General features: G+C 61.1%; 13 protein-coding genes. 6 read left to right on the top strand and 7 right to left on the bottom strand.

Going from position 1 to position 15,712, the window contains the following annotated elements:
* Nucleotides 1-45 precede the first annotated feature (45 nt).
* Complete coding sequence (locus tag BN1123_RS12960) at nt 46-1,167, top strand: adenosylhomocysteinase (protein WP_042027443.1); 1,122 nt, start codon at nt 46-48, stop codon at nt 1,165-1,167.
* Nucleotides 1,164-1,475 carry an Rdx family protein gene (locus BN1123_RS12955; RefSeq protein WP_042027442.1) on the top strand — a complete coding sequence of 104 codons (312 nt, stop codon included), beginning with the start codon at nt 1,164-1,166 and terminating at the stop codon, nt 1,473-1,475. Before BN1123_RS12960 ends, BN1123_RS12955 begins: the two co-directional genes overlap by 4 nt.
* 98 nt (nt 1,476-1,573) lie before the next feature.
* Here the strand turns inward: BN1123_RS12955 and olsF are convergent, their stop codons facing one another.
* Nucleotides 1,574-3,307: a bifunctional ornithine lipid synthase OlsF gene (gene olsF / locus BN1123_RS12950; protein ID WP_042027441.1), complete on the bottom strand. Its 1,734-nt coding sequence runs from the start codon at nt 3,305-3,307 to the stop codon at nt 1,574-1,576.
* Between the two features lie 120 nt (nt 3,308-3,427).
* Complete coding sequence (gene pepT, locus BN1123_RS12945) at nt 3,428-4,651, bottom strand: peptidase T (RefSeq protein ID WP_042027440.1); 1,224 nt, start codon at nt 4,649-4,651, stop codon at nt 3,428-3,430.
* Nucleotides 4,652-5,574: 923 nt separating this feature from the next.
* Between pepT and speA the strand changes: the two genes are divergently transcribed.
* A complete protein-coding gene (gene speA, locus BN1123_RS12940; RefSeq protein WP_042027439.1) occupies nt 5,575-7,476 on the top strand; it encodes a biosynthetic arginine decarboxylase in 1,902 nt (633 codons plus the stop codon).
* A gap of 79 nt (nt 7,477-7,555) precedes the next feature.
* Here the strand turns inward: speA and BN1123_RS12935 are convergent, their stop codons facing one another.
* From BN1123_RS12935 to BN1123_RS12925, 3 genes are all read right to left on the bottom strand, one after another.
* Nucleotides 7,556-8,080, bottom strand: a complete 525-nt coding sequence (locus BN1123_RS12935; RefSeq protein WP_042027437.1) for a hypothetical protein — start codon at nt 8,078-8,080, stop codon at nt 7,556-7,558.
* Complete coding sequence (locus BN1123_RS12930) at nt 8,077-10,059, bottom strand: alkyl/aryl-sulfatase (RefSeq protein WP_042027436.1); 1,983 nt, start codon at nt 10,057-10,059, stop codon at nt 8,077-8,079. The genes BN1123_RS12935 and BN1123_RS12930 overlap by 4 nt, the downstream gene beginning before the upstream one ends.
* 322 nt (nt 10,060-10,381) lie before the next feature.
* On the bottom strand, nt 10,382-11,290 hold the full coding sequence (locus BN1123_RS12925; RefSeq protein ID WP_042027435.1) for a LysR substrate-binding domain-containing protein: 909 nt from the start codon (nt 11,288-11,290) through the stop codon (nt 10,382-10,384).
* 312 nt (nt 11,291-11,602) lie between these two features.
* Between BN1123_RS12925 and BN1123_RS12920 the strand changes: the two genes are divergently transcribed.
* Complete coding sequence (locus BN1123_RS12920; protein WP_026456536.1) at nt 11,603-11,791, top strand: hypothetical protein; 189 nt, start codon at nt 11,603-11,605, stop codon at nt 11,789-11,791.
* A gap of 52 nt (nt 11,792-11,843) precedes the next feature.
* Here BN1123_RS12920 and BN1123_RS12915 read toward each other — a convergent pair whose 3' ends face one another.
* On the bottom strand, nt 11,844-12,134 hold the full coding sequence (locus BN1123_RS12915) for a hypothetical protein (RefSeq protein ID WP_042027434.1): 291 nt from the start codon (nt 12,132-12,134) through the stop codon (nt 11,844-11,846).
* 286 nt (nt 12,135-12,420) lie between these two features.
* Complete coding sequence (locus BN1123_RS12910) at nt 12,421-13,746, bottom strand: SLC5/6 family protein (protein WP_223378379.1); 1,326 nt, start codon at nt 13,744-13,746, stop codon at nt 12,421-12,423.
* Nucleotides 13,747-13,988: 242 nt separating this feature from the next.
* Between BN1123_RS12910 and BN1123_RS12905 the strand changes: the two genes are divergently transcribed.
* Both BN1123_RS12905 and BN1123_RS12900 read left to right on the top strand, forming a co-directional pair.
* Nucleotides 13,989-14,375, top strand: a complete 387-nt coding sequence (locus BN1123_RS12905) for a Rid family detoxifying hydrolase (RefSeq protein WP_042027430.1) — start codon at nt 13,989-13,991, stop codon at nt 14,373-14,375.
* A gap of 22 nt (nt 14,376-14,397) precedes the next feature.
* Nucleotides 14,398-15,687, top strand: a complete 1,290-nt coding sequence (locus BN1123_RS12900) for an L-cysteine desulfidase family protein (protein ID WP_042027429.1) — start codon at nt 14,398-14,400, stop codon at nt 15,685-15,687.
* The last annotated feature ends 25 nt before the right edge of the window (nt 15,688-15,712 follow it).

The raw sequence follows: 15,712 nt of genomic DNA, 5'->3' as shown, positions 1-15,712 counted from the left end.
CCGGGTTCTGTTTGCCTGCTTTGCGGCACATTAAGGAGGCCACAGTTGCGCAGTCAAGGATCTGAGCATCTGTTTTTTCGCCATTTTATCGATCAGGGACGTATCGATGGTCTTTGCATCCTGCTGGTCACCCATCTGCTCCCCGACCGTCCCCGCTTTATCGAGGCCCTTGGCCAGATGGGGCGCATCGCGGCCATCCTGCCAAAGCCCAAATCGGTGCATGCGCCGACCCTGGAGTGGGTCTCCCGCCACTATCCCGTCTGTACCCTCAACCGCCAGTGGACCAATGATCCCGATGGTGTCATCGCCCAGATAGCTCCGCTGGTGGCCCCCCACGAACGACTTATCATCCTCGATATCGGCGGTTATTTTGCCAAGACACAAGCGACCCTGAGCGAGTATTTCGGCCCCCGTTTCCTCGGCGTGGTGGAGATGACCGAGAATGGCCATCAGCGCTACGAGCAGGAGGTGCTGGCGACCCCGGTCGTGTCGGTGGCGCGCAGCCCCCTCAAGCAGGCCGAGGATATCCAGATTGGCCTGAGCGTGGTCTACTCCGCCGAATCGCTGGCCCGCACGCTCAACCGAACCTTCAATGTCTGCGAGGCGGCGCTGTTCGGTTATGGCAAGGTGGGGCGCAGCATCGCCCGCGACCTGCGCTGCCGCAACCTCCATCTGGGGCTGGTGGAGACGGACGTGCTGCGCCAGGTCGAGGCGCTCTCCCACGGCTTTCGCCTGATCACCAAGGAGGAGGCCCTGCGCCGCGCCGAGCTGGTGATCTGCTCCACCGGCAATGGCTCTCTCGATCTCGCGGATCTGCAGGCACTGCGCCCCGGCACCATGGTGGCCTCGGTCACCTCCGCCGACGACGAGTTCGCCTTCTGTCTGGCCCGGCTGCCCTGGCCGAGCGAGGAGGTGTGTCCCCATGTGCTGGCCCTCAACCGTCCCGACGGCAGCCAGATCTATCTGCTCAACCGGGGCGAGGCGGTCAACTTCGTCCATGGCGCCGTCATCGGTGAATACGTCTATCTGGTGCTGGCGGAGATCATGGAGGGGATAAGGATGTTGGCCGCCGGCCCCCTGGCTCCCAGTCTGCTGGAGCTGCCGGAATCCACCATGCGGGCCATCGCCCGCCACTGGCTGACCGATTTTCATGGAGTGACCGAATGAGCGACTTGTCCATCCCGGGCGGCAAACCCCGCATCGAGATCCGCTACTGCACCCTCTGCCGCTGGATGCTGCGCGCCGCCTGGCTGGCTCAGGAGCTGCTCTCCACCTTCGACAGCGAGCTAGGTGAGGTAGCCCTGGTACCGGCCAGCAAGGGGGAATTTCGCATCCTGGTGAATGGCGTGCAGGTGTGGGATCGGGTGGCTGACGAGGGCTTCCCCGAGGCCAAGGAGATCAAGCAGCGGGTGCGCGACCTCATCGCCCCCGAGCGTGACCTTGGCCACGCCGATCGCAAGCCGGCTGCCGAGTAAGGGGACGCTGGTCCTGACAAGGGGCAAGTGCCAGAGATAATAGAAACATACCAAGAGGGAGGCCGTGGCCTCCCTCTCCTATTTATTGCGGCGCACCTCTATTGTGGCGTTCGCCCGTCGCAAGGGATCAGCTCCACGCCCTGTGGGTTGCCGATATAGCGGGCCCGCTTGTGGGGCTTGATGCGGCTCACATCCACCCACACCAGGCCGTCGATGCAGTGATTGAAGTCGGGGTCGATGCCAAAGTCCATAAACTGCACGCCTCCCGGTTCGCACAGCTCGGAATACTGCTTGTAGAGGGTGGGAATGGCGCAGCCCAGATTGTCGAGACGGGCCTTGAGCTCCTTGAGATCGACGCCGTAATCCGTGCCCGCGAACAGCGGCGGCGTCATGGGGTAGGGGCGACGCGAGGGAGCCAGCGCAAGCGTGGGGGCAAAGTGCTGGCGATAGAAGCTTACCAGCAGATCCTTGGCCGCCGGCGGCAGGCTGCCGGACAGCGACACCGGGCCAAACAGATAGCGGTAGTCGGGATTGCGGGCCAGATAGGCGCCGATGCCAAACCAAAGGTAATCCAGACCCCGCTTGCCCCAGTAGGCGGGCTGGATAAAGCTGCGGCCGAGCTCAATGGCCTGTTCCAGCCGAGGCAGCAGCTTCTCTTCGAAGCCGAACAGGGTGTGGCTGTAGAGGCCGGCCAACCCCTTGCTTGCCAACAGCTCGGCCACCGGGGCGAAACGGTAGGCGCCTATGATGTCGAGCCTGGCCGGATCCCAGAGGATGAGGTGGTAATAGTCATCATCAAAGCCGTCGAGATCCCGCCGCTTGCCCGAGCCTTCCCCCACCGCTCGAAAGGCGATCTCCCGCAATCGACCCAGCTCGCGCAGGATCACCGAATGACCCGTCTCATGACGGCGATAGAGCAGGATGGATTGGCCATCCGGAGTGTGGCCGAGCACCTCGCAGCGATCGATGGCCTGCTTGAGCAGGCGGCGATCCTCCGGCAGGGCGATGGGGGCCTCGGTTGCAAGCTTGCCCGCCTGTCCCCGCCCGATGCGATAGAGGTGGCTTCGCACCAGCCGCGCCGCCGTTTTGGCGGGCAGATCGCCAAGGCTGGAGGGGGGGATCCTGGCCCCGATAGTCATCGGCAGTGTCTGCCCCTGCTGGCGGAACAGCTGGCGAACCAGTAGCAGGCCGGAAGCCGGTTTGCTGAGCCAGGAGAGAAGGTAAAAGCCTAGGCTGTTGCGCCCCCCCAGATGGACGGGCACCAGCGGGGTGCGGGTGCGCTGGGCCAGCTTGATGAAGCCTCCCTGCCAGGGGCCATCTTTTACTCCCTTGGGACCGAGGCGCGATACCTCGCCGGCGGGGAAGATCACCAGCGCCCCTTCCCCCGCCAGGTGCTCCCCCATCGCCAGAATGGCGTGCCTGTCCGTCTTGCCTCCCAGGTTGTCCACCGGCAGCAACAGGGAGCGCAGCGGCGCAAGCTGGGCCAGCAGCTGGTTGGCCACGATTTTCACATCGGGGCGGATGCGGCCGAGCAGGCGCAGCAGCGTCAGCCCGTCGAGAGACCCGATGGGGTGGTTGGCGACGATGATCACCCGGCCACTGGCGGGGATGTGCTCCAGCTGCGCCTCGCTGACCCGGTAGTCGAAGTCGAGCTGGGCCAGCACCTGTTCGACAAAATCGAGTCCGCGCAGGTGGGGGTAGCGGCTGGCAAACTGCTGGAAGGCCTGCTCGTTGAACAGCCAGGCCAGGGCCCGCTTGCTGAGCGGGGCGAGTGCGGGGGAGCCATGCAGGCGGGGAAAGTGCTGGGCAAGCAGGGTATCGACACTGAACATCTGGGGCGCTCCGGCGAGGATTTGCCCCATCATGAGGGTGATCTGTTCCCGCCGTGTGGCAGCGGGATGACAGTTTGATGGCAGGGCGAAGGGAGTCGCCCTGCGGATTATCGGTGAGGATCAGCCGCGCCAGGCGGCCGTCAGCCGTACCAGTTCCACCAGGGTGGCGACCGCTTTTTCCATGGATTGCAGCGGGATGAACTCGTGCTTGCCGTGGAAGTTGTGACCACCGGTGAAAATATTCGGGCAGGGCAGCCCCATAAAGGAGAGGCGGGCACCGTCGGTGCCACCGCGGATCGGCTTGACCCTAGGGCTCACGTCGGCCGCGATCATCGCCGCCTTGGCCAGCTCCACAATATGCATGTGCGGCTCAATCTGGCTGCGCATGTTGCGATAGCTGTCGGTCAGGGTGAGCTCGATGCGGGCCTTGGGGTACTCGGCCTGCATGGCGGCGACCCGTCGCTCCATCTCGGCCTTGCGACTGGCAAATCCCTCGTCATCGAAGTCACGGATGATGTAGTGCAGGGTGCACTCCTCCACAGTGCCGTTCATCTGGGCCAGGTGGAAGAAGCCTTCGTAGCCCTCAGTACACTCGGGCGTCTGCTCGGCCGGCATGGCGGCGTGGAAGCGGGCGGCCAGAGTCTGGCTGTTGATCATGCTGCCCTTGGCGGTACCCGGGTGCACGTTGTTGCCGATAAAACGGATGGTGGCGCTGGCGGCGTTGAAGTTCTCGTATTCGAGCTCCCCCAGTTCGCCGCCATCGACGGTATAGGCCCACTTGGCCGGGAACCTGTCCAGCGGGAAGAGGTTGGCGCCGCGGCCTATCTCCTCGTCCGGGGTGAAGCCGACCCAGATATCGCCGCGAGGGATCTCGGGGTGAGCCTGCAGATGATCGATGGCGGTAAGGATCTCGGCGATGCCCGCCTTGTCGTCGGCGCCGAGCAGGGTAGTGCCGTCCGTGGTAATGAGATCCTGGCCCAGGTAGTTTTTCAGGAAACGGTAGTCGCGGATGGTCAGCACCTCGTCACCCTTGCCAAGGCAGATATCCCCACCCTGGTAGTTCTCGATGATCTGGGGCTCCACGTGCTCGGCCTCGTAATCGGCGGTATCCATGTGGGCGATAAGACCGATGGCGGGAGCTTCTGGCTGGTTGCCCGGCAGGCAGGCGGTGAGGTAGCCGTGTTCGTCCAGAGTGACCCGGGTCAGCCCCAGGGCTTCCATCTCTTCCTTGAGGACTCGGGCAAAGACCAGCTGGCCTTCACTGCTGGGACAGGCGGGATTGGTCTCGTCAGAGCGGGTATGAAAAGTCACGTAACGCAAGAAACGCTCAAGCAGGGTATCCATTATTAGCCTCCGGTAATGAAGGGTCATTGTGGCCAATCCCGTTTTCTCGCTCATTGCGTCAGCGCAGGTTTTCTCCATTTTTTATGTCGGGACGTCACTCCCTGACGTGGGTGGGCCCGCTCTGCATAAAGGGAAGGGGTTTCAGGATTTTTAGGCGCTGGCAAAGACCCGCTTTTTGGCTGCGAGGCCCGCCTGGTCAGGGTTGCCCGTCATGGCGGAAAAACGTGACTCTTTTCAGGGGTAAACGAGGGGGAGCGAATGAGGCGCTATCCCTGATGGCGCCTGCCTGGCAGCGATATTCGCACGGGTGAAAAAAAGGGGATTTGCAACGCGATTTTTTATTGTCACGGCCGGCCTTAAGTGTGTACACTCCGCGCCGATCCAAGGGTAACCCTGACGCAGGCAGAGGCCGCCAGACACCCGGACGATCACACGCCTATAGGGCGAGGCACGCAGAAACGACAGACACTGCTGGGGAATGGTTTCTTTAATACCGGTTAGGCTCCGGTATCAGGGAGAACAACAGACTCTCATTTTGCATTTGACCGAGTGAGCCGACGGCTCATCATCTTCCCTTGTCATGGGCGGTCACTGGAAATGGGTTGGCTGTGGTTGTTGTCGTCTATCAACACGCATGCGTGCTGGCGCCTTCGCATCTCTTCCTTGAACCTCTCTCCTGCTGTTGTGATGGCTGCCGAATGATGAACAGACTGCGTGGCTGATGCTGTCTGTCATCAAAGTACCGCGGTACTACGGCATCGTAGCACCGCATACCGTTGAGCTTGATGTAAAGCCACCAGCCCCACATCAAGACTCGTTACTTCCCAAAATCCACCAGGCAGCCTTGGCTTGCCGCAAATGGTCTGGATGTGATTGAGGGTAACGAAGGCGGCCACTGGCCGCTCATTTGCGAGGCATAGCCCATGACTAACTGGTCCAGCAAGGACTCCTTGAAGGTCTACAACGTTCCCTACTGGGGTGCGGGTTTTTTCAATATCAATGACGCCGGTCATGTGACCGTTGCTCCCGACAAATCACGCCCTGATGCACAGATAGTGCTCTCCGACGCCATCGAACAACTGCGTCAATCCGGGCTGACCACCCCTGTGCTGCTGCGCTTCCCCGACATCCTCAAGAGCCGGGTCGATGCGCTGTTCAACGCTTTCGGTCAGGCCATCGAGAAGTCAGGCTATGAAGGGGACTACCTGTGCGTTTACCCGATCAAGGTAAACCAGCAGCGTCGCGTCATCGAGACCATCAGCCAGTCCTACAGTGACAAGCCCCGGCTTGGCCTGGAAGCTGGTTCCAAACCGGAACTGCTTGCCGTGCTGTCCCATCACCATGAGCAAGGCTCGGTGATCGTCTGCAACGGCTACAAAGATCGCGAATATGTCCGCCACGCCCTCCTGGGCAACCTGATGGGCCACAAGGTCTACATCGTGGTGGAGAAGCCCTCCGAGCTGGAAATGGTGCTGGACGAGTCAGCTCGTCTCAACATCAAGCCCAACATCGGGGTGCGTGCCAAGCTCGCTTCCACCGGCTCCGGCATGTGGGAATCGAGCGGCGGCTCCATGTCCAAATTTGGCCTGTCCGCCTCCCAGATCCTGGCGCTGATCGAGCGTCTGCGCAGCGTCGGCAAGCTGGACTGCCTGCAACTGCTGCACTTCCACCTGGGCTCCCAGATCGCCAACATCCGCGACATCCAGGGTGGCATCCGCGAGTGCGGCCGTTTCTACGCCGAACTGCGTCGCCTCGGTGCCAACATCGAAGTCGTTGACGTAGGCGGTGGCCTGGGTGTGGACTATGAGGGTACCCGCTCCCAGAGCCACTGCTCCGCCAACTACAGCCTCTCCGAGTACGCCAACAACGTGGTGTGGGGCATTGGCGACGTGTGCCGCGAGTTCGACCTGCCGCACCCGACCATCATCAGCGAGTCCGGCCGTGCCCTGACTGCGCACCACGCCGTGCTGGTGACCAACATCATTGGTGCCGAAGGGGTGGAGGTGAACGACATCAGCGCCCCGGATGAAGACGCGCCCACCATTTTGCAAAACATGTGGAAAGGCTGGCTGGATCTGCGCGGGGAAGATCCCTCCCTGCTGGAGATCTTCCACGATTCGGTGGCGGATCTGGCAGACGTCAACACCCAGTACACCATGGGCCTGCTCAACCTCGAGCAGCGCGCCTGGGCCGAGATGCTGCACCAGAACACCTGTCTGGCACTGAAAGAGCTGCTCAACCCGGTCAACCGCAACCACCGTGCGCTGGCCGATGAGCTCTCCGAGAAACTGGCGGACAAGTGCTTTGCCAACTTCTCCCTGTTCCAGTCCCTGCCGGATGCCTGGGGTATCGGTCAGGTGTTCCCGGTGATGCCGCTCTCCGGCCTCGAGCGTCCGCTCACCCGCCGCGGCATCCTGATGGACATCACCTGCGACTCCGACGGTCAGGTGGAGCACTACGTCGACGGTCTGGGTGTGGAAAGCACCCTGCCGATGCCGGTGTATGGCGAGAACGAAGAGTGCCACGTCGGCTTCTTCCTGGTGGGTGCCTATCAGGAGATCCTCGGCGATCTGCACAACCTGTTCGGTGACACCCACTGCGCGGAAGTGTGGCTGGACGAGGAAGGCAAGATGGACATCCGCAACGTGGTGCGCGGCGACACCGTCGACCAGCTGCTGCGTTACGTCAACATCGACCCGTCCGTCATTCGCGAGAACTATCAGCGGATCGTCTCCCACCCGGCACTGGACGACGCGACCCGCAAGGCCCTGCTCGACGAGCTGGAGCTGGGTCTGCAAGGCTACGCCTATCTGGAAGACGAATAAGCGCCCGCGCTTGACCGTTGCCGCGATGGCAGCAAAGAAAAGGGAGGCAGATGCCTCCCTTTTTTCATATCTGAGCGGGTCATACCTGCGAGCTCAGAGCCTGGTGCAAGTCATGCTGCAACTGTTTGCCATCTTCTCCTTGCAGCGTCACCACTCCAAGCTGGACGGCAGTCTCTATGGTGAGGGTGCCGGCCAGCAGGGCGTCGAGGGCGGCCTCGCTCAGCAGCATCACCCTGTCATCCGCATGGGGCCCAGGGGTGTGCAACTGCAGCAGCAGTGACTCCTTGCCACGCAGCCTCGACCAGAGTCCGGAGTCGACCAGCAGGATGGAGACGCCGCCCCTGACGCCGGCCTGCTGGAAGCGGCTCTTCAGGGCCTGCAGCCAGGCCTGGCTGCGGGTAAACCCCGCCTCGCCGGTGAGGGGGGGCAGATGGGCCAGTCTGTCATCATTGACCGCCGCCGCGGTCGCCATGGCGACGTCGAGCGTACCGGGCCAGCTCTGTTCAAACGGATTGGGGTAGAGTGCGTCATAACCGCAGGTCTGCCCCATCCCGGGGATGAGGCAGAGCAGGGTCATGCACACGCGCAGGGTACGTCGCATCATGGGGTCACTATGTTGAACCAGAAGTTGAACTTGTCGAGCAGGCCGACGAAGTCGCTGAAGGTCTGCTGGTCGCCCTGAACCTTGATCTCGCCGCTGGCGATCTTCTGCTCCAGCGTGCCCTGGCCCAGCTGGATGTCATCCAGGGTTTGCTTGCTCAGGGTGACGGTCACATCCGGCGAGGCGGCGTAGCGGGTGGTGTGGTTGAGTACGGCGTTCTCCAGGCTCAGGGTGTGTTTCTCCCCGATGTCGGTGAAGTCCATGTTGACGACCATCTTCTTGCCGGCCGCTTTCTCCGGATTGATGCGTACCGCCAGATAGTCGAACAACATGCTGGGACTCATGGCGCGAATGGTATCCGGCGAGGCGGTGACGGTACCGCCAGCAGTGGGCACGCCGTTGCGCAGCTCATAGGCCCCCTGCAGATAGACGGAGCGCCATGGGCCGGACTCGGCCTGATAGCCCAGCTGCTCGAGCGCATCGGCCAGCAGCAGCTTGCCCTCCTGGTTGTTCGGGTTGGCGAACACCAGATGCTTGAGCACTTCCGCGACCCAGCGATATTCCCCCTTGTCGAACGACGCCTTTGCTTTCTTCAGCAGCGCTTGCTCACCGCCCATGAACTCGACGTATTTGGGGCCGACCATCTCGGGTGGCAGGTTGTCCAGATCGGAGGGATTGCCGGAGTACCAGCCCATGTAGCGCTGATAGACGGCCCGGCTGTTGTGGCGCAGGGTGCCGTAGTAACCGCGGTTCGGCCAGAAGTCGTTGAGCTCGGGGGGCAGGGCAATCTTCTCCGAGATCTCCTCACCCGTGTAGCCCATGTTCATCAGGCGCACCGACTGGTCGTGGATGTACTTGTAGAGATCCCGCTGCTTCTTGAAGTAGTCGACGATGCTGGCATTGCCCCAGCGCGGCCAGTGGTGGCTCTGGAACTTGACCTGGGCCTGGTCGCCCCAGGTCTCGATGGTCTCGTTGAGGTAGCTGGACCACTTGAGGGCATCGCGCACCTGGGCGCCGCGCAGGGTGAGGATGTTGTGCATGGTGTTGGTGGTGTTCTCGGCCATCCAGAGCGCCTTGCTGTCCGGGAACCAGGTGTTCATCTCGGCCGGCGCTTCGGTGCCCGGGGTCATCTGGAAGACCATCCGCACGCCATCCAGAGTAACCTCTTCCCCGGTCTTGGTGATGAAGCGGGTTGGCAGCAGCAGGGAGGGAACGCCGGTGGAGGTGGTCTGCCCCAGGCCGCCATTCACGCTGCCCTGGGCATTGCGCGGCAGCAGGGCGCCATACATGTAGACGGCGCGGCGGGCCATGGCATTGCCGGCGATGACGTTTTCCGAGACCGCATGCTCGGTGAACCCTTCGGGGGCGATGATCTGAACCCCGTTCTTTTTCACCTCATCCGGCGAGTTGAAGAGGCCGGCAGCCCCGCCGTAGTGATCCACGTGGGAGTGGCTGTAGACCACGGCGCTGACCGGCCGCTCGCCCAGGGTCTTGTTGATGAAGGCGAGGGCCGCCTTGGCGGTCTGCGGCGAGATCAGCGGGTCGAAGACGATCCACCCCTTGTCGCCCTGGATGAAGGTGATGTTGGAGAGATCGAAGCCGCGGATCTGGTAAATCTTGTCGGTCACCTTGAACAGCCCGTACTCCATGTTCAGCTGGGCATTGCGCCACAGGCTCGGGTTGACGGTATCCGGCGCCGTCTTGTCCAGGCCGATGTAGGTCTTGTATTGCTCCAGATCCCACACCACGTTGCCCTTCTCATCCTTGATGGTGAGGGTATCCGGTTTGGCGATGAAGCCGCGTCGGGCGTCCTCGAAATCCTGCTTGTCGTTGAATGGCAGGGTGTGCAGCACATTCTGGTTGGCCTGGATGGTAAATTCGCTGGCCGGCTTGGGGTTGATGACGGCCCAGGCCGGCTGCAACAGCAGGGAGCCGGAGAGGCATAGGGTGACAATGGTGTGTGTCGAGAACTTGAGCTTCATCTGTCTTTCTCCAGATTGTGGTGGGTAGGCAGGACCAAGTGTAGTCAGACTCTGATGCCCCCCAGTAAACAGGGTGAGTGACGGGTAGCCGAGATGGCGTCAGCCATGGCAGGCGCTATCCGGACCCGGAGTGAAACGTTGGGCGAGAGATGCCCCCTGACGACATGTCCCATGAACATGGTCAGCATCGCTCTGTTAGTCGGGCGTTGCGGCATTGCGCCGAGGGCACGGCAACGGGTTAGGCACCAGAGTAGCGAGGCCGGCGGCAGCAATCATGGCAGCCGGCAATAAACGACAATTAAGCAGCCGTTAAATGAGGGGGTCAGCTTGCGGCAATCAGGTGCAGCTGGCGGATAAACCACTGGAGGGCGGGATCTCGGCCCTGCGCCTGGTGCCAGCTGAGATAAACGGGGCAGTGGCTGGAGGCCCAGGGCAGCGGATAATCCTTGAGCCGCAGGGTGTCGCGCACCTGTGCGACATGCCACTGGCTGACCACGCAGAGCCACTCGGTCTGGCTGACCAGGGAGAGGGCGGTGAGCAGGGCGTTGCTCTCGTAGGCAATCTTTCGGGGAGGCAGGGCCTGCTCGCTGAGGCTGCGGATGACCCAGTCGTCCTTGCGGCGCACATCCCAGACCACGTGCTCCTCGGCAAAGAAGGTTTCGAAGTCGAGGCTCTCCCCGATGCGCGGATGATCGGCGCGACAGGCGACCCTGAGCTCCAGGGTCAGCAGGGACTCGTTGCAAAAGCCGGCCTCTTCCAGCGCCGTGCTGGCCAGCACCAGGTCGATATTGCGAAGGCGCAGCGCCTGCTGACGCAGGTGCTCTTCAAACAAGCCAGGCACCGACTCCACCCGGCAATGGGGCGCCACCCTGGCCAGATGGGCGAGCAGTGTTGGCAGCAGCAGGAGATCGAGATCCGGGTGGCTGGCGATGCGAAAAATGCGCTGGCTGGTGAGCGGATTAAACTCCTGGTTGAGCAGCAGGGAGCGCTCCAGGGTGTGCAGGGCGGTGCGGATCTCCCGGTGCAGGGCGAGGGCGCGGCTGGTGGGGATGATCCCGCGGCCATCGCGGCGAAACAGGGGCTCGCCGATGAGGTCGCTCAGCCTGCGAATGGCCTGACTGATGGCGGCGGGGGTCATCTCCAGGCTGGCGGCCGCAGCTGATACTCCCTTCTCGGTCATGACGCGATCGAAGATGCGAAACAGGTTCAGATCTATGTGCGGGTAGGACATTTATGCATCCTCTGCTTGCCTGGTCGATATGGCGCAGACGCCTCATGCCGGTGAGGCTGCCCATGATGTGAAGGGTGCCCAGGAGATTGCTCATCTTCCATTCAGCCCGATGTCATTGTGGCGAACATGGCTGACTGAGAACTTAACAGGAAGCAGATGGCCGTCAATGGGCGATAAACAGCGTCTATCGGAACTTTTTTGCCGACAAATCGCGGTGTCGCCACCCGGACTTGATCTGTATCAAGTTTGTAACGCTCTGGTTACTTTACGGTCGAAAATGATGTTGGTGGTATGACACAAAAGGAAGCTTGTATGGAACTCAAAAGGGACCCGAGATGCTATACCGACGTCTGTATCGACGGTAAGTGGTATCACTATGACCACTGCAGCACGAACGTCTACATGCTGATGGGCGGCGCCGCCCCAAGCCTGCAATTGGCCTATGAGCCGAGCAGCGAAGAGGAGCTGGTGGAGATGCTCCGCCAGCTTGCCCGCATCTGACTATCCTGTTGGCCATCGGACGCCTTGTCGCGATGGCCATCTTCTTTCCTCGTCAATGGCCCGCTTTTCGATCGAACAATCCCTTGCCAGCTTCCAGCAGTGCCGTCGCCGCGGCATAGGCTTCGTCTGATTTGCCTATTTCGTCAGCCACATAGAGAAAGCCGGACTGGTACTTCTCCACCGCCTCTGTCGGGCTTTGGGCATCGATAAAATCCTCCCGGACCTCGAATCCCTGGGCCAATAACGCCTCTTTCTCAAGCAAAAAAGTGGGGGAGGCCATGTCGATAAAGGTGTATTGCTGCCGGTTGGATGCCGGAATGGTGAAAAACTGGTATCTCGCCATCTGAAATTCCTTGCCTGAACGAGGTGATAGAGGGTGGCTATTTCGATCTGTCGTATCTGGCCCTTGCCTCGAACTCCCTGATTCGGGAGAGCGGGTTGGCCATGTTTTGTTTTCGTTCGAGACTACGTCTTTGTCCCCCAGCCAAGCAAGACGAGATAGTTGTTTTTGTGCAGGGAGGTTGAGCTGGCTCTCATCCGGGCCTTGATAGCGGCGAGTTGCCAGGCGAAGTCGCTATCCAGAAAAAGGGCCACCCGGGGTGGCCCTTTTGTTGTGTCGTCACCGCGACTTAATTGAACGCCAGGAAGGGCGATACGCAGAGCAGCAGACCGGTGATGATGATGATGTAGAGGGAAGTGCCCTTGTACTTGTGCAGCGCCGGCACCTGATAGACCAGATAAGCCGGGATGAGGCAGCCCACCATGCCGAAGATGGGGCTGCAGATGGAGGTAAAACTCAGCACGGGGGCGTTGAGCACGATGGCGCCCCAGGAGAGCATGACGGTAAACACCATGATCCCTTTGCCTACCAGATCCCGGTTGATGCGCTCATCGGGCATGACGCGGCGCAGCAGGTTCATGGTCAGCCCCTGGCAGGCTTCCCGAAAACCGAGATAGACGCCGAAGTAGGCGGTCATTACCGCGAAGATGTTGAGGGTCAGGCTCAAGAGTTTGAGGGTCTGGCCCGGCACGCCCTGTGCCACCATGGCCAGCGCCGAGATGTTCTCCTCGGAGGCTTTGACCGCCTGCTCGTGGCCCATGGCCAGGGTGAAGGAGATGGCGTAGAAGAAGACCACCACGAACAGGATGCCGAAGGCGATGTTCATGGCACGCATGGCCTTGAAGCGGGCCACCTCCAGGGATTTTTCCCGCGAACGATAGGAGATCACCATGGGGCTCAGGCTTTGGATAAAGAGGATGGAGGTCAGGGTGAAGGGGAGCATGATGACGGCATCCTTCATCCAGTGACCGACGGTGGGCATGGCGGTGATATTGGCCGCATCCCATTTGTCCACCATCATCAGACCGAGCAGGGCTACCACGCTGATCTTGGTCAGTACCATGAAGCTGGAGATCTTGAACAAGAGGTTCTCGCCGCGGGATGCCAGCGCCACCAGGGCGCAGATCAGGACCAGACCGTAGAGCGGGTTTTTCGAGAGCAGGGTGTCGGTGATGCCGAAGCTATGGAGGAAGGAGGCGCTGTCATTGGTGATGGCGGTGGAGTAGACAAACACCCAGATCACCAGCATCACGAAGTAGAGGGCGCCAAGCAGCATGCCCCAGTTTTTGCCCAGGTAACCCGTGATGACGCTGGGGTAATCCTTGCACTCGGGGGAGGTGGCCAGGGTATTGATGAAGAGGCGCTGGAACATGTACATGGCCGGATAACCGATCACCGCCGACAGCAGGAAGACCCACAACCCCATCAGCCCCACCTGTACCGGCAGGAAAACGATCCCCGCCCCGATGGCCATGCCGATGCTCATGATGATCCAGCCCCAGTCGGTGCTGTCAAAACGAACCGCCTCTTTCCATTCCAGTGTGCCCATCAGCGGGCCCTTGTGTATTGCGCTACCCGTGCCCGTGGCGGGCTGGGTGGTTGCCGTTGTGTACATATCTAGAGTCCCTTGTTTTTGTAATGGCAATGAATCTGGTGCAAATATAGTTGAATAAAAAGTTGGCAGACAATGCTCTTATATCCAAAGAAGGAGGTCGATCACGCTTTTTGTTTACAATAAAACGGAATTTATGACTACATTCTTAGTTTTTAGTTGAATAAATCAATTAATAAGCAAATAATGTTGAGTGAAAGCAAAACAATGTTTGCAAAAATAATTGCATATTAAGGAGTGGCGATATGAAGAAACAGGTCATAGTGGCGAATGCCGCACCCGATGCCATCGGCCCCTACAGCCATGGCACTGCCTATGGCGATCTCATCTTTACCTCCGGTCAGTTGCCGGTCTGCAAACAGCAAGGGGGCGTGGTGGAAGGGGGCATCACGGCCCAGAGCCAGCAGGCGCTGGAAAACCTGAAATCCGTGCTGGAGGCGGGTGGCGGCTCGCTCGATACCGTGCTCAAGACCACCTGTTACCTGGCGGAGATCAGTGATTTTGCCGCATTCAATGCGGTTTATAAACGCTATTTCCAGCAGGATTGTCCGGCGCGAAGCTGTTTCGCGGTGAAAGATCTACCCATGGGGGTCAGGGTGGAAGTCGAAGCCATCGCCCATATCGCCCGTTAATGCACACAGAAAGGTTCTCGCAATGAAACAAGCATGGCAGCAGTATCTGAAGATTATTCAACAGGTTGTCAAACCGGCGCTGGGCTGTACCGAACCCATCGCCGCCGCTTATGCCGCGGCCGTCGCAGCCCGGGCGCTGGGGTGTGAGCCCGAGCGTCTGGCGGTGGTGGTCTCGGACAATCTCTACAAGAACTCCATGGGGGTCTATGTACCCGGCACCGGCAGGATAGGGCTGGCCATCGCCGCGGCAGCCGGCGCCATCGGCGGCAAGGCTGATGCCGGGCTCGAGGTGCTGGCTGCCATCACCCCGGAGCAGGTGGCCCGTGCCCAGTCCCTGATCGACGCAGGGGCCGTGCTGGTCAGTCGCACCGAGGCCCCTGAGTTCATCTACTGCCGGGTGACAGTGTCCGGTCATGATGAGCAGGGCGAGGAGCACAGCGCCGAGGTGACCCTGTGCGGGGGGCATACCCGTATCGTCGAGCAGCGTCGGGATGGGGAGGTCACCTTCGCGGCGGACCCGGCCCAGAGTGGTGCCACCGGGGCCATTTGCGACGGGGTCGACATCAGCATCGCTGCCATCCACGAATTCGCCACCCAGGTGGAGTTCGAGCAGATCCGCTTCATCCTCCAGGCCTCCGAACTCAACGGCCGGCTCTCCGACGAGGGGATGAGCCATCCCTATGGCCTCGAGATCGGGCGCACCATGCAGCAGAACATCCAGGCTGGCCTCATCGGCGAGGATGTGATGAACCGCATTGTGATGCGCACCGCCGCCGCCTCCGACGCCCGCATGGGGGGCGCCAGCCTGCCCGCCATGAGCAACTTCGGCAGCGGCAATCAGGGTATTGCCGCCACCATCCCCGTGGTGGTGATCGCCGAGCGCTATGGCGCAAGCGAAGAGCAGCTGGCTCGCGCCCTCATCATGAGCCATCTGGGCGCCATCTATATCAAATCCCACTATCCGCCGCTGTCAGCATTTTGCGGCAACACGGTCACCAGTGCCGCCGCTGCCATGGCCATGGTCTATCTGGCGGGGGGGAGCTTCGAGCAATCCTGTCATGCCATCCAGAACGTGCTGAGCGACAGCGCCGGCATGGTGTGTGACGGGGCGAAAGCCTCCTGCGCCATGAAGGTGAGTACTTCCTCCAGTGCGGCGGTGCGCGGCTTCCTGATGGCCCTCAACAGCCACTCGGTTTCGGGGCAGGGGATCGTCGCAGGCAACGTGGAACAAACCATCCGCAACGTCGGTCAGATGGTCAAGGACGGCATGGCTGCCACAGACAGCACCATTATTGATATCATGTCCGCCTGAGTGTCCCTGTCGGCTGCTGCCCGGC

Origin of the sequence: Aeromonas enteropelogenes, from assembly GCF_000819845.1 — a bacterium.
GTDB classification, from domain to species: Bacteria; Pseudomonadota; Gammaproteobacteria; order Enterobacterales; family Aeromonadaceae; genus Aeromonas; species Aeromonas enteropelogenes.
Note: the sequence above shows the minus strand (reverse complement) of the source record. Positions and strands in the feature narration are given on the sequence as shown.